Below are 24,335 nucleotides of genomic sequence, written 5' to 3' on the forward strand. Positions count from 1 at the left end.
GCCTACCCTGGAAACCATGGCCAGATCCCATCTCACTCTAGCCGCGCTGGCCACCTCGGCCGTCGAGGGCCTCGACGTCCGCTCCGCGCGCCCCTTCACCTCCTCGACGCACGGCGACTTCGACTCCGCCCTGCTGACGACGCGCGAGGGCGCCCGCCTCGTCGTGCGCGTGCCCACGTCCGCGCTCGCGGAGCAGGAGCAGCTCGGCGACCTCGTCGCGCTCCGGGCGCTGACCGCCGGCATCCGCAGCCGCCTGCCCTTCGATCTGCAGGAGAGCGTCGGGCAGACGCCGTTCGACGGCACCCGCGCGGTCGTCTACGAGTACCTCGAGGGAGATCGCGTCCTCATCGACGACGTGGCCGCGCAGAGCGGGCTCGCGGACTCGATCGGCCGGGCCGTCGGGGCGATCCACTCGCTCCCGGTGTCGTTCGTCCAGGAGGCGGGCCTGCCGATCGCGACCGCGCGCGACAGCGTGAACGAGACGGTCGCGGTGATCGAGCGCGCGGCCGACACCGGCCACGTCCCGGCGGCGCTCGTCGCGCGCTGGGAGTCGGCCTCCTCCGACGAGGCGCTCTGGCAGTTCGACCCGACCGTGGTGAACGGCTCGATGACCGCCGACTCCTTCCTCCGCTCCGGCGACGTCGTCGCGGCCGTGCTCGGCTGGGCGGCGCTGCGGGTCGGCGACCCGGCGCGCGACCTGCACTGGCTGCTGAGCGCCCCGGGCTCCGAGACGGCGCTCTCCGCCTACTCCCGGATGCGCGCGGGAGCAGTGGACCGCACGATCCGCCAGCGCGCCCAGCTCTACGCCGAACTCGAACTCGCCCGCTGGCTGCTGCACGGCACCGAGACCGACGACTCCGCCATCGTGGACGACGCGGTCGCCATGCTCGACACGCTGGTCGACAGCGTGCTCGGCGACCTCTCCGCGCCCCTCTCGACCGACACCGGCCCGGTGCTGGAGGTCTCGGAGGTCGAGGAGCTGCTCAACCGCACGCCGGGAGCCCGCACGGGCTCCTCCGCTCACGGCCGCGGGCTCGCTCCCGTCGCCGAGGAGAGCGACTCCGCGAGCTCGCGCTCGGAGTAGAACCGCTCGGGCCGCAGCACGAGGTCGTCGGCGACGAAGTAGAACACGGCGTCGACGCTCTCGAGCGGCACCCCCCGCCAGCGCGAGTAGGCGAGCCGGTACAGCGCGAGCTGGAACTGCTTGAGCTCGAGGTCGGCGGGGTCCTTCGGCGCCCGCCCGGTCTTCCAGTCGACGATCTGCACGCCGTCCTCCGTCGGGTACACCGCGTCGAGCTTGCAGACGACGACGTGGCCTGCGAGCTGGAGGTGGATCTCGATCTCGACCGCCTCCGGGCGCCGGTCGGCCCACTCCGAGCGCTCGAAGGTGGCGATCAGGGCGTCGAGCCGCTCCTGCTCGACGCTCGCGGGGCCGGCGTCGTCGAGCTCGTCGGGGAAGGTGTCGACCGCCTCCGCCCCGCCCTGGACGCCGAAGCGGTTCTCGACCCAGGAGTGGAAGGTCGTGCCGAGCCGGGTCTGCCGGTAGGGGCGCTCCGGCATCGGCCGGCGCAGCTGCGCCGCGACCTCGTCCGGCGTGCTGACGATGTCCTTGAACCGGGAGGCGGGGATGCGGGTGGGCAGCGGCGTGCGCTCGCCCCCGGCCAGCCGCACCGCCCGCTCGGCGAGCAGCAGGCGGATGTCGTCGCCGCGCGCCCCGAGCAGAGCGGGCTCGGCGCTGCGGACCCGGGCGGCGGCGGCGCGGACCCGGTCGCCGCGGGAGCCGAGCGGATCGTGGGGCCAGCGGAACGTGCGCGGGGCCCGCTCGAGCGGGTTCTCCTCGTTCGCGGGCTCGGTCGGCAGCGGCGGGATCGTGCCGGCCTCCTCGAGGTCGCGGAGGAAGACGCCCGGTCCGCGCGGCTTGGCCTGGCCGGCCCACCACGAGCCGCTGAGCAGGAGGTGGTGACGCGCCCGCGTGACGGCCACGTAGGCGAGACGCCGCTCCTCCGCCTCGTTGCGCTCGCGGAGGGTGTCGCCGAACGCTCCGATCGCGTCGACGACCTCCTTCTGCGTGCTGCAGCCGCGCCAGGCGAGATCGGGGAGCTCGGCGGCGTCGCCGCGGAACGCGTAGGGCATCGCGCCCAGTCTGACCCACCCGCGGAAGCCCTCGACCGGCGTGCCGGGGAGCTCGCCGTCGACCATCCGCGGGACGGCGACGAGGTCCCACTCCAGACCCTTGGAGCCGTGGATCGTCAGCAGCTGCACCGTCCCCGGCTCCGGGTCCTCCGGTCGCGGGGCCAGGCCGTCGCGCTTGTCCGCGAGGACGAGCCAGCGGAGGAATCCGCGGAGGGAGGAGCCGGTGCCGGCGCCGCGGTCGTCCGTCTGCAGGTACCCGGCCACCGCCTCCCGGAAGGCCTCGAGGTTGGCGCGGCCGTCCCCGCGCGACTCGTTCGCCTCGACCTCGATGTCCAGGCCCAGCTCCTGCTCGACCAGGGTGACGAAGTCGAGGAGGTCGAGCCCGGCCCGGGCGCGCAGCCGGGCGAACAGGGCGCCCGCCTCGTGCAGGCGCCGCAGGCCCTCGGCGCTGAACCCGCCGAGCGCGGAGTGGTCGATCCGCCCGTCGTCGCCGGGGCGGCGCGCCGCGATGAAGTCGAGAGCCTCGACGATCGAGCCGCCCTCGCCCTCGGTGACGGACGCGCGCATCCGCTCGCGCACATCCTCCGGGAGCAGCCGGTGCGCGTGGTCGCGCGCCGCGAGCCACGAGGCGAGGTCGCGCAGCGCCTTGAGATCGCGGACGCCCAGACGCCAGCGGGCGCCGGCCAGGAGGCGGACGAGCTCGCTGCCGGCGGCCGGGTCCTCGACCACGGTGAGCGCGGCGACGAGGTCGGCGATCTCGGGCTGCCGCAACAGGCCCCCGATGCCGAGGATGTGGTACCGGACGCCGTGCTTCGCCAGCGCGGCGGCGAAGCGGTCCATGTGCGCGCGCACCCGGAAGAGCACCGCGGCCGACGGCGGCTCGGCGCTCTGGCGCAGGCGCCCGGCGAACCAGGCGGCGACGTCGTCCGCCTCCTCCTCGATCGTCTCGGGGAAGGTGAGCTCGACCGGGTGCTCGGAGGCCTGAGGACCCGCGCTCAGCGTGTCGACCGCGACCGCGCTCCCCGCCGACAGCGGCTCCACGATCGCGTTCGCGGCGGTCAGCACGCGGCGGCCGTTGCGCCAGCTCGTGCTGAGGGAGAAGCGGCCCGCTCCCCCGAAATCGGTGCCGAAGCGGCCGAGCCCCTCGGCGCTCGCACCGCGCCAGCCGTAGATCGACTGGTGCGGGTCGCCCACCGCCATCACTCCCTGCCCGGCGAAGAGCCGCGAGAGGAGGCGGGTCTGCAGCACGGAGGTGTCCTGGTACTCGTCGAGGAGCACCACCCGGTACCTCGCGCGGTGCTCGTCCACGATCCGCGGCACCCTGTCGACGATCCGCAGCGCGAGGGCCACCTGGTCCGAGAACTCGACGAAGCCGCGCTCGGCCTTCGCCTCCTGGAACCGCTCGGCGAGCGCCGTCAGCACCGGCAGCGCGCCCACGGCCTGCAGCGCCTTCTCGAGCTCGCGGTAGAGCCCCGAGCCGCTGCCTCCACGCGGGAGCTCGCCCAGGCGGAGGAAGTCCTCGGCGAACGCGGCGACCGCGGCCGGATCGGCGAGGTTGTCGGCGAGGTCGTGCGCGAGCGAGACGACGAGGTCGGTCAGCCGGTCGATGCCCGCCTCCACCTCGAGGATGCGCGGATCGGCCGTGTCGGCCACGACTCCCCGCGCGAGATGCCAGGCGGAGGCCTCGGAGAGCACGGTCGCGTCCCCCTCGCGGCCGATCAGGGCCGCGTTGTCGCGGAAGATCGTGTTCGCGAAGGCGTTGTAGGTCGAGACGGTGGCGGCCTCGAACGGGTCGGGCGCCGACTGCCCGGGCGCGAGCGGGAGCAGGCCCGCCGCGCCGAGCTGGTCGATCCTCCGCCCGATGCGCTCGCCGAGCTCGGCCGCCGCCTTGCGGGTGAAGGTGAGGCCGAGCACCTCCGACGGCGCCGCGTGGCCGTTCGCGAGGAGCCAGAGGACGCGGTTCGCCATCGTCTCGGTCTTGCCGCTGCCGGCGCCGGCGACCACGAGGGCCGGCTCGAGCGGCGCCTCGATGACGGCGCGCTGCTCGGCGGTGGGCGGGCGCAGGTCGAGGCGCTCGGCGATGGTCAGGGCGTCGATCACGGCAGCTCCTCCTCGGAGACGGCGGAGGGGTCGGGGTCGGCGGGGCCGGATGGATCGGCCGGCGCATCGGGATCCGGCTCCTCGGAGTCCTCCGGGTCCTCTGTCCCGTCGACCTCGTCGATCGCCAGGAGGCCGTCCCCCGGGACCTCGGGCACCGCGTGGATGCGGTACCGCAGGGCGTCGCCGGGGGAGAACGGGGTCGCGTCGAGCAGGCCCGAGAAGCCCGCCGCCGCCATGCCCAGGGCCGCGGCGCGGACGCGCTCGCGCAGCCGCTCCAGCTCCTCCTCGCCGAAGCGCTCCTGGACCACCTCTCGGTACGGCTTCCCGCGCACGCCCGTCGCCACGAAGAGCAGCTTCGCGCCTCCCCCGTCGGCCGGGTCGGCCGCCTCGAGCGCGCCTTCGGCGACGGCGAGCTGGTAGCTGCCCAGCTGCGCGTGCTCGGCGATGTCGTCCTTGCGGGGGGTGCTGCGGCCCGTCTTGAGATCGACGATCGTGACGGAGCCGTCGGCCGCGCGCTCGACGCGGTCGATCGAGCCGCGCACCCGGGCGGGCGGGACGTCGAGCTCGAACTGCTGCTCGCGGCCGAGCACCACGCCTCCCCCGCGCTCGAAGTCGGCGAGATAGCCCGCGAGGCCGTCGATCAGCCGCCGTGTGACGCGCTTCTGCCGCTCCCCCACCCAGGGCGACTCGAAGACCAGCTCGGGCCACCGCGACTCGAGAGCCGCCCACAGCTCCTGCGGATCGGGCCGCTCGGCGTTCTCGAGGACCCAGTGCACGAGGGTGCCGACCCCCATCGCCGTGCTCGTCGTGGAGCCGGAGACGGCGTCGACGAACCAGTCCAGAGGGGACCGCTCGAAGGCCTCGAGGCGGCTCGGCGAGACGGAGACGGGACGCTCGGGGTCGCCGACGTCGAAGAGCGGCTCCGTGGTCGAGGGCTCGAGCACCCCGGACCAGGAGGAGGGGTCGGCGCCGGGGACCTCCGCGAGCGCCAGGGCGCTGAGCCCTCGGATGGCGGCGGGAGCCTCGGTCGAGTCCGGTGTGGTGGCGGTCCGGCGCAGCGCCGCCACCGCCCCGCGCAGCGTGAGCGGCACTGCGGAGGCCGGATCGAGCCGCGGCGCGTCCGGCGGGGTGAGCCGGAAGAAGAGGGAGGGCGTCTCGTCCTCGCCCGCGACGGCGCTGAGCACGAGCTGCCGCCGGGCGCGGGAGGCGGCCAGGGCGAACATCCGGAGCTCGTCGTCGAGAGTGGCCTTGCGGGCGTCGAGCGGCAGTCCGCCCTCGCCACGGGCGTGCCGCAGCAGGCCGTCCGGATCGAGCAGCGAGCCGCGCTGGCGGAGGTTGGGCCAGACGCCGTCCTGCAGCCGCGCCACCACCACGACGTCGAACTCCAGGCCGACGACGGAGGAGGGCGTGCCGATGAGGACCGCGTCCTCGACGGAGCGCGGAGCGAGAGTGTCCTCGGGGACCTCCGCCTCGAGGATCTCGGTGACGAAGCCGATCGCGGAGTGCCCGGTCGCCCGCTCCACGAACCGGCGCGCGGCGCTGAAGAGGGCGACCACGCCGTCGAGGTTGCGGTTGGCCTCGGCGGCGGTCAGGCCGGTGCCGAGGGCGAGCTCGCGCCAGGAGGACGCGACGCGGCTGGACTCCCACGCCGACCACAGGAGCTCCTCGATCGAGCCCCCCTCCTCGTGCAGGCGGCGGACCCGGTCGATCGTCACGGCCAGCCGCTCGGCCTGCCGGGCGGGAGCGGAGTCGATGGTCGCGAATCGGCCGGGCGCGGCGAGGGCCTCGACCAGCAGCGGGTCGCTCGCGCGGATGCCGCCGCCGGCCAGCTCCTCCGCCCGGAGTGCGAGCCGGAGCCTGCGCAGCCCCAGCCGGTCGACCCCGCCGAAAGGGCCGAGCAGCAGCTCCGCCGCGAGTTCCGCATCGAGGGGCCGCTCGCCGATCGCGACGCCGACCAGCACGAGCAGCGCCCGGGCCGCGTGATCGTCGCGCAGCGCCCGTCCGGCGAGCACGGAGCGGGTCGGCACCTCCGCCACCGCGAGCGCCTTCACCAGCGGCTGGACCGCGGCTCCGGAGCGGACGACGACCGCCATCCGCCGCCACGGCACTCCGTCGCGCAGCCGCCGCTCGCGCAGCAGCCGCGCCACCGTCGCCGCCTCCCGCGCCGCCGTCGGGGCGTGCAGCACCAGGACGGGCGCCGGGCCCGCCTCGGGGGCCGGAGCCGCGACCGCCGCCCGCTGCCGGCCGGCCGCCGCGGTGCCGATCCGCTCGGTGGCCGCCGACACGACCGCCCGCAGCGCGGCCGAGTGGCGGTGCACGCGCGCGAGCACCAGAGTCTCGACGTCGGACGCGCCGATGCTCGCGGCGAACCGGCCGAGCGTGTCGGAGGCCGCGCCGCGGTAGGCGCTGGTCGCCACGTCCGGGTCGCCCAGCGCGATCACGGTCACCCCGCGCTCCGTCAGCGCCCGCAGCAGCACGAGCGTCGACTCGCTCGCCTCCTGGAGGTCGTCGACGACGACGAGACGCAGCGCGTCGATCCGCTCGCCGCCCTCGCCCGCGCGGATCGCCTCGGCCGCGTAGGCCGCGAACTCCGCCGCGTCCAGGCGGGTCCCCGCCTGGGGCGCCATCCACTCGACCACCTCGCGCAGCTCGTCGAGCACGTCGGCCGCCGCGCTCCACTCGCCGCGCTCGGCGTCGACCCCGAGGGCGCGGATCGCGTCCGAGTCGAGCCCGTGCTCGGTCGCCCGCATCCCGAACTCGCGGAGCTCGGTCCGGAAGGTCCGCAGCCGCAGCACCTCGGGGCTGAACTCCTCCGGCCACCGCGGGCCGGTCCCCTCCTCGAGGTGGCCCTCGACGAGCTCCGAGAGGAGGGCGTCCTGCTCGCCGCCGGTCAGGAGGGTCGGCCGCTCGAGGCCGCGCTCCTTAGCGGAGGAGGTGACCGCCTCGAACGCGAGCGAGGTCGCGGTCCGGGCGAGCGGGCCCCGGGTCGGCACTCCCAGCCGCAGGGCGAGCACGTCGCGCAGGGCGGTGGCGGCGGTGCGGCTGGCCGCGAGCACCACGACCGACTCGGGCGGGTACCCCCGCTCGAGGACGCGCTCGGCGACCAGCTCGACGACCGTCGTGGTCTTGCCCGTCCCCGGCGCCCCGAGCACGGCGGCGCTGCGGCCCTCGGGCAGCGCGAGCACCGCGCGCTGGGAGTCGTCCAGCACGACCGCGGGCTCGCCCGGGAGCGCCTCGCCGACGGAGGCTGCGGTGGAGGGAGCGGGGGTCGCGGGAGCGGTCACACGACCACGGTAGCCACCGGGTCCGACACTCCCGCCCGTCCCCGCCGGGAGCCCCGGCCGCCCGCTCCGCTCACCGCGAAACCGGCGCGGTCGTCCGAGCGCGGTCCCGTATCCTGACACCCTCGTCCCCTCCCGAAAGGCACTGCTGGTGGAAATCCGTATTGGAATGGTCAACACCCCGCGCGAGCTCAACTTCGAGTCGTCGATGTCCGTGACCGAGGTCGAGAAGACGGTGACCACCGCTCTCGAGGCCGGCACCGCCGTCCTCCGCCTCCGCGACGAGAAGGGCAAGATCTACATCGTCCCGACCGCCACCATCGCCTTCGTCGAGGTCGGCTCCGAGGAGTCGCGCCGCGTCGGCTTCGTCGCCTAGAGCGTCCCGGGCGGACACGTCGTGGAGCTCCTCTTCATCACCCTGTTCGGGGTCCTGATCGGTCTCGCCGCGCGCTACGGGCTGCCGCACCGGCACCTGCACGGCTCCGTGCTGGTCCCGGCGATCGGCGGCCTCGTCGCCGCAGTCGTCTGGGTCGCACTGACCTGGGCGGGCCTGCCGTGGGACGGCGGCCTGATCTGGGTCCTGTCCCTCGTCGCGACCGCCGTGGTCGTCGTCCCGGTCGGCCTCTCGCTCGGGCGCAGCCGCGCCCGCCGCGACGAGGCCTCCCTGCAGGCGATGCTCTCGGGACGCGTCGCCCCCTGATCCGAGCCGGAGGCGCGGGAGTCCTCGGACTTCCGCGCCTCCGTCGTTCCGGATTCCGGGGCAGTGCGACGCCGGGAACCGTCAGGCCGTGAGCCCCAGCGCGTCCATCCGGCGCGTGTGCGAGGCGATGAGCTCGGTGAACACCGGCTCGATCCGCGACTCGTCGGAGTCGTGGTTGCCCGAGCCCATCAGCGCGGAGCGCGCCACGAGGAGGGTGTCGCCCACCAGGCGGCGGCCCCAGACTGCCAGGCGCGAGCCCAGGCGCCCGTCCGCGGCGATCTCGCGGCGGAGGATCGCGATCACGCCGTCGACGCCCGTGTCCGCGCCGAGCGTCTGCGCGATGCGCGGCCCCACGTCGGTGGGCAGCCCGCCGGTGAGGCGGATGAAGAAGTCGTCGAGCAGGCCCGCCGTGATGTACGCCGAGAGCAGCGTCTCGTGGAGGTCCGCGCCGCGGGTGAGCCGCTCGAAGGTGTCGATCGCTGGGCGGAACGGCGCCATGGCCTCGCCGGGCTCCACGTCGCGGCGGCGCAGCTCGGCGACGACGGCGTGGTGCTTCGCGAGCGCCGTGCCGGCGGCGGAGGAGATGGCCTCCTTGTCCGCGAGGTCGTCGGTCTCGGCGACGGCGCGCGCCAGCACCTCGAACACCGCGAGCTGGAGGTAGGCGACCTGGCCGAGGTAGGGCAGCACCTCGGGGGTGAGGTCGGCGAGGTCGACGCGGTCGCGCTTCTGGCTCGACTCCCCGCGGGGCGTCAGGCGGGGCACCTCGAGCAGGGGACGTCGACGTCGGAACCAGGCAGCCATTTCCTCAGCATAGGGCGCCGGAGGAGCGGGGTTCCGGGGCCGGCGGGGCCGGGAGCAGTAGACTCGCCGGGATGTCACCGGCGCTGGATCGGTGACCCTGCGCCCGGAGTCGTACAGGGGCGTAGACCGTTCGACACGACAGGCGCTTCACTCCGTGACTTTCTCCGATCTGAACATCGACGACGACATCGTCGCCGCACTCGCCGCCAAGGGCATCCTCGAGCCGTTCCCCATCCAGGAGCAGACGATCCCCCTGGCCCTGCAGAAGCAGGACATCATCGGCCAGGCCAAGACCGGCACCGGCAAGACCTTCGGCTTCGGCCTCCCCCTCATCCAGGCCCTCGGCACCGACCCGGAGCCGGGCGTCAAGGCGCTCATCGTCGTCCCGACCCGCGAGCTCGCCGTGCAGGTCACCGAGGACATCGAGCTGGCCGCCTCCAACCGGCCGACCAAGATCGTCTCGATCTACGGCGGCAAGGCCTACGAGGGCCAGATCGAGCAGCTGAAGGCCGGCGCGCAGATCGTCGTCGGCACGCCCGGCCGGCTCCTCGACCTCGCCGGGCAGCGCCTGCTCTCGCTCGCCAACGTGCAGGTGCTGGTCCTCGACGAGGCCGACAAGATGCTCGACCTGGGCTTCCTCTCGGACATCGAGAAGCTGTTCGCGCAGACGCCGCCCACCCGCCACACCATGCTCTTCTCGGCGACGATGCCGGGCGCGATCGTCGCGCTCGCGCGCCGCTTCATGAACAAGCCCATCCACATCCGCGCGACCGACCCCGACGAGGGCATCACGCAGGCGAACATCAAGCACATCGTCTACCGGGCGCACTCGCTCGACAAGGACGAGGTCATCGCGCGCATCCTGCAGTCCGAGGGCCGCGGCAAGACCGTCATCTTCACCCGCACGAAGCGCGCCGCCGCCCGCATCGTCGAGGAGCTCAACGACCGCGGCTTCAACGCGGCGGCTGTGCACGGAGACCTCAACCAGGAGCAGCGCGAGCGCGCGATGGCGGCGTTCAAGGCCGGCAAGAAGGACATCCTGATCGCCACCGACGTCGCCGCGCGCGGCATCGACGTGAACGACGTCACCCACGTGATCAACCACACGATCCCGGACGACGACCAGACCTACCTGCACCGCGTCGGCCGCACCGGGCGCGCGGGCAAGACCGGCATCGCGGTGACCTTCGTCGACTGGGAGGACCTGCACAAATGGGCCCTCATCAACCGGGCGCTGGAGTTCGGCCAGCCCGACCCGGTCGAGACCTACTCGTCGTCGCCGCACCTCTACACCGACCTCGACATCCCCGCGGGAACCAAGGGACGGCTGAAGCCGACCCCGATCCCCGCCGAGGCGAAGGCCGACGCGCGCCCGGACCGGGGCGAGCGCTCCGACCGCGGCGAGCGCTCCGAGCGGGGCGACCGGCCGCCGCGTCGCCGCACCCGCTCCGACTCCGCCGACTCGACCGCTCCGCAGCAGACCGGCCCCGCTCCCTCGAGCGAGAGCAAGGAGCACCACGACGGCAACAGCGAGCCGCGCCGCCGCACCCGGTCGCGCCGCCGCTCCCCGCGCCCCGACGCGCAGGCCTGAGCCTCCGCGCCCCGAGCCCGTCCCCCCGCGATCCGTCGCGGGAGGGCGGGCTCTCGGCGTCTCAGCGGCTCTCCCGCGACTCAGCGGGGTCCCCACGCGACTCAGCGGCTCTCCGCCCCTCAGCGGTCACGGTGATCCGGCGGCTCTCCGCCTGTCAGCGGCTCTCCGCGACTCAGCGGGCGGAGGAGCGGATCGAGTCGACGGTCGCGCGCGCAGTCGTGTTCTCGCCCAGGCGGTTGGGCTTGCCCGTGCCGTGGTAGTCGCTCGAGCCCGTGGTGACGAGCGAGTACTGCTCGGCGAGCTCGCGCAGGCGGCGCTTGCCGTCGGCCGTGTTCTCGCGGTGCTCGACCTCGAGGCCGAACAGGCCGGCGTCGACGAGCTGCGGGAGGATCGACTCGACCGCGATCCCGCGGGCGCTCGCGGCCGGGTGCGCGATGACCGGGACCCCGCCCGCCGCGCGGACCAGGCGCACGGCGTCGACCGGGTCGGGCGCGTAGTGCGGGCGGTAGTAGCCGCCGCGCCAGTCGAGGATCCCCGCGAAGGCCGCGGAGCGGTCGGTGGCCAGGCCGCGGGCGACGAGCGCGTCGGCGATGTGCGGACGCCCGATGGTCGTGCCCGGGCTGGTCTGGGCGAGGACGTCGTCCCAGGTGAGGTCGTAGTCGGCCGCGATCGCGGTGACGATCGCCTCCGCGCGGTGCGTGCGGGCCGAGCGGATGCGCGCGGTCTCGGCCACGAGCCCCGGATCCGCCGGATCGACGAGGTACGCGAGGACGTGGACGCTGGCCCAGCCGACGCGGGAGGAGAGCTCCATGCCGGGCAGCAGGTCGATGCCCGCCTCCTCGGCCGCGGCGAGCGCCTCGGCCCAGCCGCCGGTCGTGTCGTGGTCGGTGAGCGCCACTCCGGCGAGCCCGGCCGCGGCCGCGGCCCGCACCAGGACGGCCGGAGCCTCGGTGCCGTCGGAGACGACGGAGTGGGTGTGGAGGTCGTAACGGCCCCCGTCGACATGCATGCGCTCATCGTAGACGCGCCGCCTGCGAGCCCTCCGATGCCCTAGTAGCCTGGGCGGCGATGGGGACGAGACTGGTGAAGACCGCGGTGGCGGTGATCGTGGCGATCGCTCTGCTGGTGGTCGCGGCGCCCGGCTTCTTCGGGATCGCCCGGGAGGCCCCCTTCGCCCAGCTGGTGCCGTTCCGGCTCGCGACGGGCGCGGCGGCCGTCGGGCTCGCCGCTGTCCTGGTCGTGATCGCGGTCCTCGTCGCTCCGGTCAGGCGCCTCGCGCTGGCCCTCGCGGCGCTCGGCGTCGTCTTCGCGCTCGTGCTCGCGGGAGTGCAGGGAGCGCGGGGCTACGACTCCGCCGCTCCGCGCGCCCACCGCCTCGCCGACGTGCGCCTCGCGACCTGGAACGTGCTGCACGACGGCGTGCCCGTCGACACGATCGCCTCGCTCGCCCGGGAGAGCGCGGTCGACGGCATCGCCCTCCTCGAGGTCTCGCAGACGCACGCGCAGGACGTCGTGAACGCGCTCAGCGCCCAGGGGATGTCGATGACCCTCCACTACGCCGGGTCGGGCGCCGACGACGGGGCGGCCCTGCTGCTCTCCCCCTCGCTCGGCGGCTACAGCGTCGACACCGCCGCGGTCGTCACCGGATCGACACCGTCCCTCGTCGCACGCCCCGACACTCCCGAGCGCCCCGTCCTCGCCGCGGTGCACACCATGGCGCCGATCCCCTCGCGCCTCGCGGAGTGGCGGAGCGATCTGCTCTCGGTCTCCGCGCTCTGCTCCGCGGAGGAGGACGTCGTGGTCCTCGGCGATCTGAACTCCACGGTCGACCACTGGACCGGGCTGCCGGGCTCGGCCACGCTGGGCGGCTGCCGCGACGCGGGGACCGTCGCGGGCGGCGCCGCCCTGGGCACCTGGCCGTCCTCGGTCCCGCCCGCGCTCGGCGCCCCGATCGACCACGTCCTCTTCTCCGGACGCTGGGAGGTCTCGGGCTACCAGGTCGTCGACGACCGCGACGACGCCGGGAGCGACCACCGGCCGCTGGTCGTCCAGCTCTCGGTCCGCGGGATGGTGAAGGACGCGTCCTGACGTTCCTCCCCGACGCCGACTCCCCGTCCTCCTCCCCCGCCCGGCCCGTGGCGGCCCCCGCGGCCGTGCGGAGGAGGACAATGGGAGTCATGACGAACACGGAGGAGCGGACCGCCGCTCAGACGCCCGACCCCGCCGCCGCCCCGCGCCCCCGCGCCACCGCGAACCGCTCGACGACCCCCGCCTCCGACCGCTTCCGCGACTTCATCGCGTCCGGCTGGGCCGAGCGGGAGGAGCCGCTGCCTGCTCCGCGCGAGCAGGCGTCCTTCGCCGCCTCCCGCCGCGAGCGCCTCTCCGCGCTGCACACCGGCGTGCGCATCGTCATCCCGGCGGGCCGCCTCAAGCAGCGCGCGAACGACACCGACTACCCGTTCCGTGCGCACTCGGCCTTCACCTGGCTCACCGGCTGGGGCTCCGACTCCGAGCCCGGCGCGGTGCTCGTCCTCGAGCCCGCCGGGTCCGGCCACAGCGCGACGCTCTACTTCCGCGAGCGCGCGGGCCGCGACTCCGACGAGTTCTACGCCAACCCCGAGATCGGCGAGTTCTGGATCGGGCCGCGTCCGTCGCTCGCGCAGGTCGCGAGCGATCTCGGCCTCGCCACCCGCGGGATCGCCGAGCTCGACGCGGTCCTCGACGCGCACGACGGCGTCCCCCTCGCCGTGCTCCGCGAGGCCGACCCGGCGGTGACCGGCCGTCTCGACGCGGTCGAGGCCGACGAGCGGGCGGACCGCGACGCGGCGCTCGAGCGCGACATCGCCGAGCTCCGCCTGGTCAAGGACGCCTACGAGATCGCCGAGCTGCGCGCCGCCGTCGACGCGACGGGCCGCGGCTTCGAGGACGTCCTCTCCGACCTGCCGCGCATCATCGCCCACGAGAAGGGCGAGCGCCTGATCGAGGGCGTCTTCAACGGACGCGCGCGCGCCGACGGCAACGCGGTCGGCTACGACACCATCGCCGCGGCGGGCCCCCACGCCTGCATCCTGCACTGGACGCGCAACGACGGGCCGGTGCGCCCCGGCCAGCTGGTGCTGCTGGACGCCGGCGTCGAGCAGGACAGCTACTACACCGCCGACATCACCCGCACCTTCCCGGTGGACGGCCGCTACACGGACGCCCAGCGCCGGGTGCACGAGACGGTGCGGGAGGCGGCCGACGCCGCGTTCGCGATCGTCCGCCCCGGCATCCGCTTCCGCGAGGTTCACGCCGCGGCGATGGCCGTCATCGCGCGGCGCACCGCCGAGTGGGGCCTGCTGCCGGTCAGCGCCGAGGAGGCGCTCGAGGCCGACAACCAGCAGCACCGCCGCTACATGGTCCACGGCACCAGCCACCACCTCGGACTCGACGTGCACGACTGCGCCCGGGCACGGCGCGAGATGTACCTCGACGGACTGGTCGAGGAGGGCATGGTCTTCACGATCGAGCCCGGCCTCTACTTCCAGCCCGACGACCTCACGGTCCCGGAGGAGCTGCGCGGCATCGGCGTCCGGATCGAGGACGACGTGCTCGTCACCGCCGACGGCGCCGAGAACCTCTCTGCCGGCATCCCGCGCTCGGCCGACGACATCGAGGCGTGGATGGCCCGACTGGCCCGCTGAGCCCGGTCGCCCGCGGGGAGCCCCGGCCGCTCAGGCGGCGAGGGGCAGCGCGAACTCCCCGCGGGCGGCGGCGAGCGCCAGCCCGTCGAGCAGCGTCGCCAGCTGACCGGCGGGAGCGTCCGGGTCCTCGGGGTGCCACTGCACGCCCACGAGGGGGGCCGCGACGTGCTCGACGGCCTCGATCACGCCGTCCTCCGCCCGGGCGACGACCCGCAGCCCCGGAGCGAGCAGGTCGACCGCCTGGTGGTGCGCGCTCTGCACCGCGAGCGCCTCGGACCCGAAGAGCCCGCCGAGCACGGAGCCCGCCGCGAGCCCGACCTCGTGCCGGTGCATGCGCTGGTGAGCGGGGGCCGCCGCGTTGACGTGCTCCGCCTCCGGACCCAGGTCCTGCACCAGCGTGCCGCCGAGCGCGACGTTGACGATCTGCAGGCCGCGGCAGATGCCCAGCAGCGGGGTCCGGCGGGCCAGTGCCCGGTGCACCAGCGCGATCTGGGCGGCGTCCGCGCGCTCCGCGTGGGGGCCCTCGGCCGGGTAGCCGCGGTCGGCGCCGTACTGCTCGGGAGCGATGTCCTCGCCGCCCGCGAGGACGAGGGCATCCGCCCCCGCCGTGCGCGCCAGCAGCTCCTCCGTGCCCAGCTCCTCGGCCGCGAAGCGCTCCGCCCGCCAGCCGCGCTCGTGCGCGAGGGCGAGGATGCGGCCGTTCAGGATCTGCACGTAGGCGTGGTACTCCTCGCGGCCCGGTCGCACGCGGGCGACCTCGACGATGGCGAGCGAGCGGGTCATGACTCCATCCTGGGCACGCCGCCGCCGCTGGTCGAACCGCCGTGTCACGCGGTGTCACACTCCGGCCGTACGATCACGGAGTGACCTCGCCGAGCCCGTCCCTCCCGGAGCGCGTGCAGCAGGCGCGCTCCGAGGTCTCCGTCCTCGCCGGGACCACTCCCGAGCGCCGGGTCCGACCGCTGCGCGAGGCCGTCGAGCACGTCGCCGCCGGCGGCTCCCCCGATCCCGGCGCCCTGCTCGATGCGGTCGACTCGCTGGTCGGGCTCGTGACCCGCGCCGAGGTGCAGCTGAGCGGCGTCGAGCGCTCCGTGCGGGACGACCTGGAGCGGGCCGCCACCCTCTCCGACCTGCGCACCTCGGCGCAGCTCGCCTCCGCCGCCGACGTGGCCGTCGCGTGCGCCGCGGCACGGTCGCTCCTCCTGGACGCCGACGACGCCCGATCGGCCGGCGCCCGCCACGATCCGGCCGCGCTGCTGGTCCTGCTGCTCGACGCCGACTCCGCTCTGGACGCCGTCGTCTCCGGGTACCGTGAGCCGCGCGCCCAGGCCGAGCGCCAGCTCCTGCTGTTCGAGGCGGCGCGCACCGCGGCCCGGCTCGGCGCCGAGTCGGTGCTGCTCCTGGCCGCCGTGCACGGCGAGCGCATCACCGCGGCACCCCGGATCCTCGCCGAGGAGACGCTCGGGCAGCTGGACACCGCGGTGCGCCGTGCGGCAGGCGATCCGGCCGGCGCTCTGGACGAGGCCCGCGCCGCCGCCGACCGCGCCCGCTCCGCACTCGACGAGGCCCTGGTCGACCTCGACGGCGCACCCCCGTCGCTCCGCCCCGCGGCCGTCCCCGGAGGCCTGCCCGCGGCCTGAGGACGCAGGCACCCGGCAGCGGCGCGCGTGCCATAGTGAGGGACATGGCCTCCTTCCTCGTCGTCCCCCAGTGGCAGGGCTCGGCGTCGACGCGCGCGATGCGCCTCGTCGACGGAGCCGAGGCGATCCGGGGCGATCTGCCCTCCTCCGCCACCACGACCCTCGACATCCCCGCCGAGGCGGGCGACGCTCAGGACACCGGCATCCGCCGCTACGCCTCGGTCGCCACCGTCGCCGAGCGGGTGCGCGAGGCCCTCTCGGGCCGCACCGGTCCCGTGATCACGATCGGCGGCGACTGCGGCGTCGAGTTCGCGGCGATCGGGCACGCCGTGCGCTCGGCACCGGGCCCGGTCGCGCTGGTCTGGCTCGACGCCCACCCGGACGCGCACACTCCCGAGTCCTCCCCCAGCGGCGCCTTCTGCGGCATGGTCCTCTCGGCCGCGCTGGGCCGCGGCGTCGGCCTCCTGAGCGCGGGCGCCGAGGAGCGGGTGGCCGACGAGCGCGTCGTCCTCGCCGGTGTCCGCTCCGCCGACGACGGCGAGCTCGAGCCGCTGGTCGAGCGGGGGGCCGCGGTGCTGACCGCGGACGCCCTCGACCCGGAGTCGCTCGTCGCGGCGGTCGAGGCGACCGGTGCCGCCTCCGTCTACGTGCACCTCGACCTGGACGTGCTCGACCCCGCCGATCTCGCCGGGCTGTTCGACCCGGTGCCCTTCGGCGTGCCCGCGTCGCGCCTCGTCGCGAGCCTCGACGCCCTCCGGTCCCGCTTCCCGCTCGCGGGCGCCGGCGTCACCTCGTTCGCCCCGTCGTCGCCGACCGCGGCCGAGGACGACCTGCCCACGATCCTCCGCCTCCTCGGCGCTCTGTCCCGCGGGGCCTGAGAGAGCCCTGCCATCGGCGCGCAAGCCCGAGCGCGTGTCGGCGGCACCCGGCAAGATGGTCGGACGCGACCGAGCGGAGGAACGATGAGCGTCGAGAGACCGCGCGTGCGCACCGAGCGGCGCGGGACCGTGCTCGCGATCGTGCTGGACCGGCCCGAGAAGCGCAACGCCGCCGATCTGCGGCTGCTCGCGGAGCTGGCGTCCGCGTACGGCGAGCTCGACCGCGACCCGGAGCTGCGCGCCGGCGTCGTCCTCGCCGAGGGCGGGCACTTCACGGCCGGGCTCGACCTCGCCGACATCGGGCCCCGCCTGGGCTCCGGCGGCCTCGACTTCGTGCCCGAGGGCGGTCTCGACCCGTGGGGCCTGCGCACCCGCCCCGTGAGCAAGCCGGTGGTCATCGGCCTCCAGGGCACCTGCCTCACGCTCGGCATCGAGCTCGCGCTCGCGAGCGACGTCGTCCTCGCCGAGCGGTCCACCCGCTTCGGCCAGATCGAGGTCGCCCGCGGCATCCTGCCCTTCGGCGGAGCGACGCTGCGCTTCCCCCGCGCCGTCGGCTGGGGCGACGCGATGCGCTGGATCCTCACCGGCGACCTCTTCGACGCCGAGGAGGCCCACCGCATCGGCCTCGTGCAGCAGGTCGTCCCCGACGGGACGGTCGCCGAGGCGGCCTGGGGTCTGGCCGCCCGGATCGCCGCGCAGGCGCCGCTCGCCGTGCAGGCCGCCCTGGCCAGTGCCCGGCTCGCGGTCGCCGCGTCCGACGCCGAGGCCGCGGCCGCGCTCCCCGGGGCGCTCGCGCGTCTCGCGGCGTCCGAGGACGCGCGCATCGGCACCGAGGCCTTCCTCCAGCGCACGACGGCGGAGTTCACCGGACGATGAGCGACGAGAGCACCACCGTCACGGCGCCCGGCGGCTCCTCCCTCGAGGCGCAGCAGGAGCGCGCCGCGCAGCAGCTCGAGATCCGGCTCCGCTACGGCGACCAGGTGTGGGAGCTGCGCGAGGTCGACCACTTCGCCGTCTTCTCCCGCCGCAGCACCGCACGGCGCGCCGGGCGCGTCCTCGTGGCCTCCGGCTTCCAGATCGCGATCTCGCGGCTTCGGCTGAGGCAGGTCCTCGTCGCGAGCCACCACGCCGCGGTCGACGAGGAGTCGACCACCGCGTTCCTCCGCCAGGTGATCGAGGCGGTCGAGAGCTACGGCGGCCGCTACGACGGCTGGCGGGCCGAGATCGTGCCGGCGCATTGAGCGCCGGACACCCACACACGACGGGGCTCGACGCCTCCGAGAACCCCAGGGAGACAGCATGAGCAGCACGACGGACGAGTTCGACGTCATCGTCATCGGAGCAGGGCCGGTGGGCGAGAACCTCGCGGACCGCGCGGTCCAGGGCGGCCTCACCGCGGCCGTCGTCGAGAGCGAGCTCGTCGGGGGCGAGTGCTCCTACTGGGCGTGCATGCCCTCGAAGGCGCTGCTGCGGCCGCCGATGGCGATCCGCGCCGCCCGTGATCTCCCCGGCGCGGCGCAGGCGGTGAGCGGAGGAGTCGACGTGCCCGCGCTCCTGGCCCGCCGCGACTCCTTCACCAGCCACTTCGACGACCACGGCCAGGTGCAGTGGCTCGAGAGCGCCGGCATCGAGCTCGTCCGCGGGCACGGCCGCCTGAGCGGCGAGCGCGAGGTGACCGTGACCGGACCCGACGGCGAGGTGCGCGTGCTCCGCGCCCGCTCCGCCGTCGCCGTCGCGACCGGCACCACCGCCGTCGTCCCCGACATCCCGGGCCTGCGCGCGGCATCCCCCTGGACGAGCCGCGAGGCCACCTCGGCCGAGGAGGTGCCGCCGCGCCTCGTCGTCATCGGCGGCGGAGTCGTCGCGACCGAGATGGCGACCGCCTACGCCGGCATGGGCTCCTCCGTCACGCTCGTCGCCCGCAGCGGACTCCTCGCGCCGTTCGAGCCCTTCGCCGGCGAGCTCGTCGGCTCGGCGCTCCAGGAGCTCGGCGTCGACCTGCGCCTCGGCGACTCGCCCGTCTCGGTCGAGCGCCGGTCCGACGGCACCGTGGCCGTGACGCTCGAGGGCGGCGACGTCATCGAGGCCGACCAGGTGCTCGCCGCGACCGGCCGCGCCCCGCACACCCGCGACGTCGGCCTCGAGACGATGGGCCTCGAGCCCGGCTCCTCGCTGACGGTCGACGACACGATGCTCGTGCTGGGCGGCGACGGTGCTCCCCTCGGCGGCGGGCGTCCGTGGCTCTACGGGGTGGGCGACGTGAACCACCGCGCACTGCTCACGCACCAGGGCAAGTACCAGGCTCGTGCGGCAGGCGACGTGATCGTCGCGCGCGCCACCGGTGCCGAGGTCCACGACGCCCCCTGGGGAGCGCACGTCGCGACCGCGGACCACGAGGCCGTGCCGCAGGTCGTCTTCACCGACCCCGAGGTCGCGTCGGTCGGCCTGACCGCCGCGGTCGCCGAGAAGGCCGGCTACCGCACCCGCGTCGTCGACTACGAGATCGGCTCGGTCGCCGGCGCCGCCCTCGCCGCCGACGGCTACACGGGCACCGCGCGGATGGTCGTGGACGAGGACCGGAAGGTCGTCCTCGGCGTCACCTTCGTCGGCAAGGAGGTCGGAGAGCTGATCCACTCCGCGACGATCGCCGTCGTCGGCGAGGTGCCGCTCTCGCGCCTCTGGCACGCGGTCCCCTCCTATCCGACGATCAGCGAGGTCTGGCTGAGGCTGCTCGAGACCTACGGACGCGACAGCGCGTGAGCGCGCTCCGTCGAGCCGTCGCGATGGTGGCCCTGGATCCGGCGATCACCCGGCCGGGCTACCTCTTCGCGTGCGCGGTCGGACTCGCCTGGGGCGCGCTGTGGAGCACGGGCCCGATTCGGCGCAGCCACGGCCTCGTCGTCTTCACCGGTCTGCCCTCCTGGGCGTTCGGCCGCGGAGGGTCCTGCGTCGGCACGAGCTACCTCACGGGCACCAACGTCTCCGACAGCGTCCTCGAGCACGAGGCCGTGCACAAGGAGCAGTGGCGGCTCTACGGGATGTGGTTCCCGTTCGCGTACACGGTGGCGGGTCGCGATCCGCTGCGCAATCGATTCGAGATCGAAGCCGGTCTCGAGAAGGGCGGATATCTCCGTGGTCACTGACATGACGGGGCGCGTCGTCGTCCTCACCGGAGCCAGCTCCGGCATCGGCCGGGTCGCGGCGGGAGCGCTGGCGTCCGCCGGTGCCCGCGTGGCCGTGGTCGGGCGGAACCCCGAGCGCACCCGCGCGGTCGCCGCCGACGTGGGAGGGGACGCGTTCCTGGCCGACTTCGACCGGCTCGACGACGTCCGCGCCCTGGCCGACGGCCTCCTCGAGCGCTACGAGCGGATCGACGTGCTGGCGAACAACGCGGGCGGGCTCGTCTCCCACCGCGCCGAGACGGTCGACGGCCACGAGCGGACGATCCAGAGCAACCATCTCGCGCCGTTCCTGCTCACGCGGCTCCTGCTCCCGCGGATGATCGAGACCTCGAGGGAGCGGGCCGGCGTCCGCGTCGTCTCCACTGCGAGCCTCGCGAACCGCTTCGGTCGCCTGAGGCTCGACGACCTCGACAACCGCCGCGGTCCGTGGCTCGGCGGCTGGCGGGCGTACGGCACGTCGAAGCTGGTGACGATCCTCTTCATCCGCGAGCTGGCGGAGCGGCTGCTGACGACGTCGGTCGACGCGTACTCGTTCCACCCGGGCGTCGTCTCGACGAGCTTCGGCGCCGACAGCACGATGATGAAGCTGATGACGAGCCTCTCGGTCGGCTCCTTCGGCATCTCCGCCGAGGCGGGTGCGGTGCCGCTGATCACCCTCGCCTCCGAGCCCGACGTCGGCGCCGCCAGCGGCACCTACTTCGACCAGCTGACGCCGCACGGCTCCCTGAACCCCCAGGCCCGCGACCGCGCTCTCGCCCACGACCTCTGGACCCTCTCCAGCCGCCTCGTGGGCGTCTCGCCCACCCTGTAGCCCGCTGCCGCTCCCCGCCGCCGCCGACTCGGCGCGGGGCGGCGCGGAGCACCCGGCGCGCTCGCCGGGAGGATCTCGACACACCCTCTCCGAGGGCTGCCCGATCAGCAGGTCTGTGCGCGGTCGCCCGACTCGGTGTGTGCCCGCGAGCTTCTCGATCAGCCGCGAGATCGGTCGGGGTGGATCTCGATACTCCCTCTCCGAGGGCTGCCCGATCAGCATGTCCGGGCGCGATCGCCCGACTCGCCGGGCACCCGAGGCCCGCTCGATCACGCGCGAAATCCGTCGGCAATGACTCTCGAGGCGCCCTCTGCGAGGTCCACTCGATCAGCATCGTCCTCCGCGGTCGCGCCCCTGGCGCGCCGTCCCCCGCGGCCGCGCCCCCGGCGCGCTGTCCCCCGCGGTCGCGCCCCCGGCGCGCCGCACCCCTACGAGCAGCGCCCGGAGCGTCGCAGGGCGTCGTTCTGCAAGGCGGAGGAGGAAGCGATACCGGCGGTATCGCGCCCGACGACAACGCCGCAGAACGTCGCCCTGCGGCGCTCCGGGTCAGTTGGACTCTTGGCGGCCGAGGCGCCAGTACCCCATGAACGCCACCCGCTTCCGGTCGAGTCCGAGCTCGGTGACGAGGCAGCGGCGGATCAGCTTCACGGCGCCGGCTTCTCCGGCGATCCAGGCGTAGAGGCCGGGGTCGGTGCTCTCGTCGGGGACCTCCCAGAGCATCTCGTGGTCGACGTCGATGTCGCTGACGTCGACGCCGCGGTGGTGGGCGGTGAGGAAGCGGGTGGCCCAGGCGCGGACCGCGTCGCCGAGGGCCGCTCCGGGGGCTGCCGCGTCGGCGCGGACGATCCAGGTGACGTGGACGCCGGCGGGGTGGCGGAGCGGGAGGCGGTCGTGGGCGGTGGGGACCTCGAGGAACGCGGCTCCGGTGGCGTCGTCGTCGAGGCTCTCGAGGATCGCGGCGATGGCGGGGACGGCCGTCTCGTCGCCAGCGAGGAGGAGGGAGGTGGCGGCGCCGGGGTGGAACTCGACTCCGCCGCCGGGGAGGTCGGAGCGCGTGTCGGGCGCGATGATGACGATCTGGTCGCCGGCGCGGGCGCTCTCGACCCAGGCGGAGGCCGGTCCGGTGTCGCCGTGGGCGGCGAAGTCGATGTCGACCTCGGCGTCCTCGGGGCGGACGGCGCGGATGGTGTAGGTGCGGAGCGGGTTCCGGAGCTCGTCGGGGAGCTGTCGCCAGCGGCCGTACCAGTCGGGGTCGAGTCCGTCGGGTCCGTCGGGGTCCGAGACGGAGGCGAGGAAGGCGGGGGCGTCGGAGGCGGCGGTGGGGACGACGAGCTTGATGCGCTGGTCGGGGCCGGTGCAGCCGACGTGGTCGAGGCCGGTGCCGGTGAGGGTCACGCGGATGAAGTGCGGGGCGATCCGGGTCGCTGCGGCGACGGTCGCGAGGTACGGCCGGTAGGCCGGTCGGGCGGGGGCGGCGGTCGTCGGAGGCATCGCCTCAGTCTCGCACAGAAGGTAAGCCTTGCCTAACACTCAGCCGGGACGCCCGGCGGAGGGTCAGCGCGCGGCGTGCTCGGCGGAGGTGCGCAGGCGCGCCTCGACGTCGGCGGCGAGCTCGGCGACGACGGGGCCGGCCCCGCCGATCCAGGCGCAGAAGTCGTGGCGGCCGTCGGCCCACGGGTAGTCGCCGTCGACGACCGACATCTCGCCGACCCAGGCCCGGACCGCGCGGTCGAGTGCGACTCCGCGGGAGCATCGCTCACCGGTGCCGGGGGCGCCCGAGCGCTCGGAGCGGCCGAGCCAGGTGACGCAGACCCGTCCGGGGGCGGCGAGCGGCGGCAGTCCGCGCGCGTCGTCGACCTCGACGAAGACCTGGCCGCGGGCGTTCGCGGGGAGGGCGTCGAGGATGCTCTGGATCCACGGCACGACGGTCTCGTCGCCCGCGATCAGGAACTGCTTCACGTCGACCGGCGCGGAGCCGTCGCGGTCCTCGAACATGCACATCGTGTTCGAGTATAGGCAAGGCTTACCTCAGTGACCAGAGCCGGACCCTGACCATCCGCCGTGCGGCCGCGCCCGGACCCGTCACCACTGCAGCCTCCCCCGTCACCACTGCGGCGGGTGCCGCCTCTGCCAGCGCGCCCGCCGCTCGAGCTGCGCGCCGATCGCCAGCAGTGTCGCCTCGCCGCCGGGTCGCCCGATCAGCTGGACTCCCATCGGCAGGCCCTCCTCCGTGGTGCTCAGCGGAAGGGTGATCGCGGGGAGGCCGCTCACGTTCACGAAGGACGTGTACGGCGTGTAGAGGCACTGCTGCTCGAAATTGCGCTCGGGATCATCGAGGTCGTACCAGCCGACGGGACGCGGCGTCATCGCCAGCGACGGCGTCAGGACCGCGTCGACGCCGGAGAACGCCGCGATCACCGCGCGCTCGTAGCCCGAGAGCCAGGACGCCGCCTCGACGATCTCGCGGGCGGAGCGCCGGCGTCCCTCCTCCACCAGCCAGCGGGTCAGCGGCTCCAGCAGATCGAGGTCCGCGCCCTCGACGGGCAGGGTCGCCGCGCCGCTCTGCCACAGCGTCCGGAACGCGGCGGGGTACGGGGCGCTCGGGGGCAGCGACGCCTCCTCGAGCCCGTGGCCGAGGGCGGCCAGCGCGGCGATCCCCTCGTCCAGCGCGGCGCGCGCCTCCGGAGCGAGAGCGATCTCGTACTCCTCGTCCCAGGGCGAGTCCGTCAGCACGCCGATCTGGAAGCGCCCCTCTCCGCGCACCGCGGCGCCGAGGAACGAGCCGTCGCCGTCACCGGGCGCGCCGAGCGACCAGCGCTGCGGGAGGCGGCCGTTCGTCCGCTCCAGCATGCCCTCGAGCAGGAGGCCCGCGTCGGCGACCGAGCGGGTGATCGGCCCGGCGACCGTCAGGCCGCCGACCCCGCCGATGCCGGAGAGCGCGGCGATGCGTCCGCGGGAGGGCTTCAGTCCTACCAGGCCGCAGGCCGCGGCGGGGATGCGGATGGACCCGCCGCCGTCCGAGGCGGGGGCGAACGGCAGCAGTCCCGCGGCGACGGCGACCGCCGCTCCTCCGCTGGATCCGCCGGCCCCGAGGCGGGTGTCCCAGGGCGTGACGGCGGGCGGGCCGATCAGCGTCTCGGTGTAGGAGGGCATCCCGAACTCGGGCGCCGCGGTCTTGCCGAGGCTGACCGCTCCCGCCGCATCGAGCACCTCGACGATCTCGTCGGAGGCGGTGGGCACGTGGTGCTCGCGCAGCCGCGATCCGGATGCGGTCCGCACGCCCGCGCGCCGCCAGAGGTCCTTGTCGCCGCTCGGCAGGCCCCAGAGCGGAGCGGTGCCGGGCCCGGTGCCGAGCGATGATGCCCGCTCCCGCGCCCGATCGGCGGTCACCGTGGCGAAGGCGCCCAGCTCCCCGTTCCAGAACTCGATCCGGGCGAGGTAGTGATCGGCGAGCTCGAGAGGCGTGACCTCTCCGCGCTGCAGCCAGTCCCACTGCTCCTGGGCGCTGAGGTGGTGGAGTTCGAACATGGAACGA

Annotated in this window: 21 protein-coding genes; 13 read left to right on the forward strand and 8 right to left on the reverse strand. The window is 74.8% G+C overall.

What is annotated here, in order from left to right; translation table 11 throughout:
* Window positions 1–16 precede the first annotated feature (16 nt).
* Window positions 17–1,084, forward strand: coding sequence for a phosphotransferase (locus tag C5C36_RS06995; protein WP_104224838.1), 1,068 nt, complete (start codon window positions 17–19; stop codon window positions 1,082–1,084).
* On the opposite strand, the gene C5C36_RS07000 is transcribed toward C5C36_RS06995, so the two are convergent.
* Window positions 1,021–4,233 carry an ATP-dependent DNA helicase gene (locus tag C5C36_RS07000; protein ID WP_104309459.1) on the reverse strand — a complete coding sequence of 1,071 codons (3,213 nt, stop codon included), beginning with the start codon at window positions 4,231–4,233 and terminating at the stop codon, window positions 1,021–1,023. The genes C5C36_RS06995 and C5C36_RS07000 overlap by 64 nt on opposite strands.
* Window positions 4,230–7,517, reverse strand: a complete 3,288-nt coding sequence (locus C5C36_RS07005) for an ATP-dependent DNA helicase (RefSeq protein WP_104309460.1) — start codon at window positions 7,515–7,517, stop codon at window positions 4,230–4,232. The genes C5C36_RS07000 and C5C36_RS07005 overlap by 4 nt, the downstream gene beginning before the upstream one ends.
* 148 nt (window positions 7,518–7,665) lie before the next feature.
* Between C5C36_RS07005 and C5C36_RS07010 the strand changes: the two genes are divergently transcribed.
* Together C5C36_RS07010 and C5C36_RS07015 are read left to right on the forward strand one after the other, a co-directional pair.
* On the forward strand, window positions 7,666–7,890 hold the full coding sequence (locus tag C5C36_RS07010; RefSeq protein WP_104224841.1) for a DUF3107 domain-containing protein: 225 nt from the start codon (window positions 7,666–7,668) through the stop codon (window positions 7,888–7,890).
* Between the two features lie 21 nt (window positions 7,891–7,911).
* Entirely contained in the window at window positions 7,912–8,214 is a 303-nt protein-coding gene (locus C5C36_RS07015) for a hypothetical protein (RefSeq protein ID WP_104226942.1), read from the forward strand.
* An 81-nt stretch (window positions 8,215–8,295) separates the two neighbouring features.
* Here the strand turns inward: C5C36_RS07015 and C5C36_RS07020 are convergent, their stop codons facing one another.
* A complete protein-coding gene (locus C5C36_RS07020) occupies window positions 8,296–9,015 on the reverse strand; it encodes a ferritin-like fold-containing protein (protein WP_104261755.1) in 720 nt (239 codons plus the stop codon).
* A 154-nt stretch (window positions 9,016–9,169) separates the two neighbouring features.
* On the opposite strand from C5C36_RS07020, the gene C5C36_RS07025 reads away from it, so the two are divergent.
* A complete protein-coding gene (locus C5C36_RS07025) occupies window positions 9,170–10,606 on the forward strand; it encodes a DEAD/DEAH box helicase (protein WP_104309461.1) in 1,437 nt (478 codons plus the stop codon).
* 172 nt (window positions 10,607–10,778) lie between these two features.
* Here the strand turns inward: C5C36_RS07025 and C5C36_RS07030 are convergent, their stop codons facing one another.
* Entirely contained in the window at window positions 10,779–11,615 is an 837-nt protein-coding gene (locus C5C36_RS07030) for a PHP domain-containing protein (RefSeq protein ID WP_104233176.1), read from the reverse strand.
* Between the two features lie 59 nt (window positions 11,616–11,674).
* Between C5C36_RS07030 and C5C36_RS07035 the strand changes: the two genes are divergently transcribed.
* Window positions 11,675–12,694, forward strand: coding sequence for an endonuclease/exonuclease/phosphatase family protein (locus C5C36_RS07035; RefSeq protein ID WP_146078796.1), 1,020 nt, complete (start codon window positions 11,675–11,677; stop codon window positions 12,692–12,694).
* 89 nt (window positions 12,695–12,783) lie between these two features.
* Window positions 12,784–14,289 (forward strand): aminopeptidase P family protein, encoded by a 1,506-nt coding sequence (locus tag C5C36_RS07040; protein WP_258072215.1) that lies wholly within the window; start codon window positions 12,784–12,786, stop codon window positions 14,287–14,289.
* A gap of 30 nt (window positions 14,290–14,319) precedes the next feature.
* Here C5C36_RS07040 and C5C36_RS07045 read toward each other — a convergent pair whose 3' ends face one another.
* The gene (locus tag C5C36_RS07045) at window positions 14,320–15,072 is read right to left on the reverse strand and encodes a gamma-glutamyl-gamma-aminobutyrate hydrolase family protein (RefSeq protein WP_104225036.1); all 753 of its coding nucleotides are present in this window, start codon (window positions 15,070–15,072) and stop codon (window positions 14,320–14,322) included.
* Between the two features lie 80 nt (window positions 15,073–15,152).
* Between C5C36_RS07045 and C5C36_RS07050 the strand changes: the two genes are divergently transcribed.
* The 7 genes from C5C36_RS07050 to C5C36_RS07080 all read left to right on the forward strand — a co-directional run bounded on the left by C5C36_RS07050 (window position 15,153) and on the right by C5C36_RS07080 (window position 20,800).
* Entirely contained in the window at window positions 15,153–15,929 is a 777-nt protein-coding gene (locus C5C36_RS07050) for a hypothetical protein (protein ID WP_104239623.1), read from the forward strand.
* Window positions 15,930–15,973: 44 nt separating this feature from the next.
* Window positions 15,974–16,807 carry an arginase family protein gene (locus C5C36_RS07055; protein ID WP_104225034.1) on the forward strand — a complete coding sequence of 278 codons (834 nt, stop codon included), beginning with the start codon at window positions 15,974–15,976 and terminating at the stop codon, window positions 16,805–16,807.
* Between the two features lie 84 nt (window positions 16,808–16,891).
* On the forward strand, window positions 16,892–17,683 hold the full coding sequence (locus C5C36_RS07060; RefSeq protein WP_104309463.1) for a crotonase/enoyl-CoA hydratase family protein: 792 nt from the start codon (window positions 16,892–16,894) through the stop codon (window positions 17,681–17,683).
* On the forward strand, window positions 17,680–18,048 hold the full coding sequence (locus tag C5C36_RS07065) for a ribonuclease E inhibitor RraB (RefSeq protein WP_104309464.1): 369 nt from the start codon (window positions 17,680–17,682) through the stop codon (window positions 18,046–18,048). Before C5C36_RS07060 ends, C5C36_RS07065 begins: the two co-directional genes overlap by 4 nt.
* 58 nt (window positions 18,049–18,106) lie before the next feature.
* Window positions 18,107–19,567, forward strand: a complete 1,461-nt coding sequence (locus tag C5C36_RS07070; protein WP_104309465.1) for an NAD(P)/FAD-dependent oxidoreductase — start codon at window positions 18,107–18,109, stop codon at window positions 19,565–19,567.
* A 23-nt stretch (window positions 19,568–19,590) separates the two neighbouring features.
* On the forward strand, window positions 19,591–19,950 hold the full coding sequence (locus tag C5C36_RS07075) for a Fe-S oxidoreductase (protein WP_104273845.1): 360 nt from the start codon (window positions 19,591–19,593) through the stop codon (window positions 19,948–19,950).
* Window positions 19,940–20,800, forward strand: a complete 861-nt coding sequence (locus C5C36_RS07080) for an SDR family NAD(P)-dependent oxidoreductase (RefSeq protein ID WP_244230659.1) — start codon at window positions 19,940–19,942, stop codon at window positions 20,798–20,800. Before C5C36_RS07075 ends, C5C36_RS07080 begins: the two co-directional genes overlap by 11 nt.
* A 546-nt stretch (window positions 20,801–21,346) precedes the next feature.
* Here C5C36_RS07080 and C5C36_RS07085 read toward each other — a convergent pair.
* From C5C36_RS07085 to C5C36_RS07095, 3 genes are all read right to left on the reverse strand, one after another.
* A complete protein-coding gene (locus C5C36_RS07085; protein WP_104256203.1) occupies window positions 21,347–22,291 on the reverse strand; it encodes a siderophore-interacting protein in 945 nt (314 codons plus the stop codon).
* Window positions 22,292–22,354: 63 nt separating this feature from the next.
* Window positions 22,355–22,801 (reverse strand): SIP domain-containing protein, encoded by a 447-nt coding sequence (locus C5C36_RS07090; protein ID WP_104227425.1) that lies wholly within the window; start codon window positions 22,799–22,801, stop codon window positions 22,355–22,357.
* A gap of 102 nt (window positions 22,802–22,903) precedes the next feature.
* Window positions 22,904–24,328 carry an amidase gene (locus C5C36_RS07095; protein ID WP_104309466.1) on the reverse strand — a complete coding sequence of 475 codons (1,425 nt, stop codon included), beginning with the start codon at window positions 24,326–24,328 and terminating at the stop codon, window positions 22,904–22,906.
* Window positions 24,329–24,335: the final 7 nt, after the last annotated feature.

Source organism: Rathayibacter sp. AY1G1 (genome assembly GCF_002932095.1).
Lineage (GTDB): Bacteria > Actinomycetota > Actinomycetes > Actinomycetales > Microbacteriaceae > Rathayibacter.

Excerpts from the sequence above, each read along its gene's own strand:
- C5C36_RS06995 (WP_104224838.1), top strand. The coding sequence starts at position 17 with ATGGCCAGATCCCATCTCACTCTAGCCGCGCTGGCCACCTCGGCCGTC.
- C5C36_RS07020 (WP_104261755.1), bottom strand. The coding sequence starts at position 9,015 with ATGGCTGCCTGGTTCCGACGTCGACGTCCCCTGCTCGAGGTGCCCCGC.
- C5C36_RS07030 (WP_104233176.1), bottom strand. The coding sequence starts at position 11,615 with ATGCATGTCGACGGGGGCCGTTACGACCTCCACACCCACTCCGTCGTC.
- C5C36_RS07035 (WP_146078796.1), top strand. The coding sequence starts at position 11,675 with ATGGGGACGAGACTGGTGAAGACCGCGGTGGCGGTGATCGTGGCGATC.
- C5C36_RS07040 (WP_258072215.1), top strand. The coding sequence starts at position 12,784 with ATGACGAACACGGAGGAGCGGACCGCCGCTCAGACGCCCGACCCCGCC.
- C5C36_RS07045 (WP_104225036.1), bottom strand. The coding sequence starts at position 15,072 with ATGACCCGCTCGCTCGCCATCGTCGAGGTCGCCCGCGTGCGACCGGGC.
- C5C36_RS07055 (WP_104225034.1), top strand. The coding sequence starts at position 15,974 with ATGGCCTCCTTCCTCGTCGTCCCCCAGTGGCAGGGCTCGGCGTCGACG.
- C5C36_RS07060 (WP_104309463.1), top strand. The coding sequence starts at position 16,892 with ATGAGCGTCGAGAGACCGCGCGTGCGCACCGAGCGGCGCGGGACCGTG.
- C5C36_RS07065 (WP_104309464.1), top strand. The coding sequence starts at position 17,680 with ATGAGCGACGAGAGCACCACCGTCACGGCGCCCGGCGGCTCCTCCCTC.
- C5C36_RS07070 (WP_104309465.1), top strand. The coding sequence starts at position 18,107 with ATGAGCAGCACGACGGACGAGTTCGACGTCATCGTCATCGGAGCAGGG.
- C5C36_RS07075 (WP_104273845.1), top strand. The coding sequence starts at position 19,591 with ATGGTGGCCCTGGATCCGGCGATCACCCGGCCGGGCTACCTCTTCGCG.
- C5C36_RS07085 (WP_104256203.1), bottom strand. The coding sequence starts at position 22,291 with ATGCCTCCGACGACCGCCGCCCCCGCCCGACCGGCCTACCGGCCGTAC.
- C5C36_RS07090 (WP_104227425.1), bottom strand. The coding sequence starts at position 22,801 with ATGTGCATGTTCGAGGACCGCGACGGCTCCGCGCCGGTCGACGTGAAG.
- C5C36_RS07095 (WP_104309466.1), bottom strand. The coding sequence starts at position 24,328 with ATGTTCGAACTCCACCACCTCAGCGCCCAGGAGCAGTGGGACTGGCTG.